This window comes from Petrotoga halophila DSM 16923 (genome assembly GCF_002924615.1).
Map to the genome: position 1 here is coordinate 1 of NZ_JALY01000338.1, position 1,584 is coordinate 1,584.

Annotated in this window: 2 protein-coding genes; both read left to right on the forward strand. The window is 31.3% G+C overall.

The annotated features are described in order from the left end of the window. Nucleotides 1-180: 180 nt before the first annotated feature. Complete coding sequence (locus tag AA81_RS13800; protein ID WP_103899354.1) at nucleotides 181-912, forward strand: ABC transporter ATP-binding protein; 732 nt, start codon at nucleotides 181-183, stop codon at nucleotides 910-912. Nucleotides 913-927: 15 nt separating this feature from the next. Then, on the forward strand, nucleotides 928-1,584 hold a 657-nt coding region (locus AA81_RS13805), incomplete at its 3' end, for an FtsX-like permease family protein (RefSeq protein ID WP_146050423.1).

The window sequence follows — 1,584 nt, forward strand, 5'->3', positions numbered from 1 at the left end:
TGATCGGTGGAGTATTTGCTTTGTGAAAAAAGCAACATTTGAAAAAGCCTAAAAGATTTAAAAAGGGAAAATTAAAAGAATACAGAGTGGTTATCAAAAATGGATAAATTTGGTTTCTTAGACTTTCTTGAAAAACGAGCCAATTAACTTTTAAATCAAACATAGGGGGAGGGAAAATTTGTGGGAATAATTTTAAGGAAGATTACAAAAACTTATAAAGAAGGACAAATTGAAAAGCATGCTCTGATAGATATTGATTTAGAAATTGAAGAAGGAAGTTTTGTAGCTATCATGGGAGAATCAGGTTCAGGGAAAACAACACTTTTAAACCTTATAGGTTTGATAGATGAAGTTACCTCAGGTAAGATAATTGTTGATAGTAAAGATGTGACAGCTTTAAGCCCTGCAAAAAAGACTGAGTACAGAAAAAATAACATAGGTTTCATATTTCAGGATTTTAATTTGATAGATTCATTGAACGTAGAAGAAAACATCATGTTGCCGTTAATAATGAGCAATTATTCAAAAAACGAAATTTATGATAAAGTCAACGATGTAGCAAAAAGGATAGGGATTGAATCGTTGATAAATTATTACCCTATGCAAATCTCAGGGGGTGAAAAACAAAGGGCGGCAATCGCAAGGGCTGTTATTTGTAATCCCAAGATATTGTTAGCAGATGAACCTACCGGGGCGTTAGACACAAAGAATGCGAAAATTATTATGGATTTATTTGTTGAGATAAATAACCAAGGACAAACTATCTTATTAGTTACCCACAGTCCTTACATCGCCAGCTATGCTAAAGAAGTTGTTTTTTTGAAAGACGGATCTATCTTTTCTCAAAAAAGACGTGAAAATAAAAATAGAAATGATTTTTACAACGAGTTACTATCTGTAATTCTTTATTGATGGAGGGGATACGTTATGAAAAGAGGAATAATAACCAAAATCGTAACAAAACAAATAAAGCAAAGCAAAGAATTATATTATCCTTTCATTCTTTCACTTTTTACCAACGTATTTGCCATATTAATGTATTCAGAGTTAGGAACAAATATAGAGATAGTGGTTCCAACAAATAGCACTTTTTTTCAGGAATTTTTTTGGTTAGGGATCATCATATTAGGCCTTTTCTCTTTAATATTTCTTCTATATACTAACAATATAGTAACCAAAAGATATGCCAAAAACATTGGGGTTTTATTAACCATTGGCATCCCCAAAAAAGGTATATTTCTTGTCATCTCTTTACTGTACTTAATAATGTACGTAATTGGTTTTGTTTTAGCCAGTTTAGGCGCTTATATTTCAAAACTAATCATTGCCGGCATTATCAAAAGAACAACGGGAGTACTTGAAGTTAACCTTTTGACTGTTGATTTTTCTTTACTTTTAAATGTGTTTTTATTTTTCTTCGTTCTTATATTTATACTCATCATTCAAAGCTATATTATGATAAGTAGAAAAACTGTGAGACAGTTACTCTCCTTTTCAGCCGTTCCCACCAAGATACCAAAAAGTAGTAGTGGAAAAGCTGTTTTAGGATTAATCTTTATTATCTTTACTTGGACAATAATGACT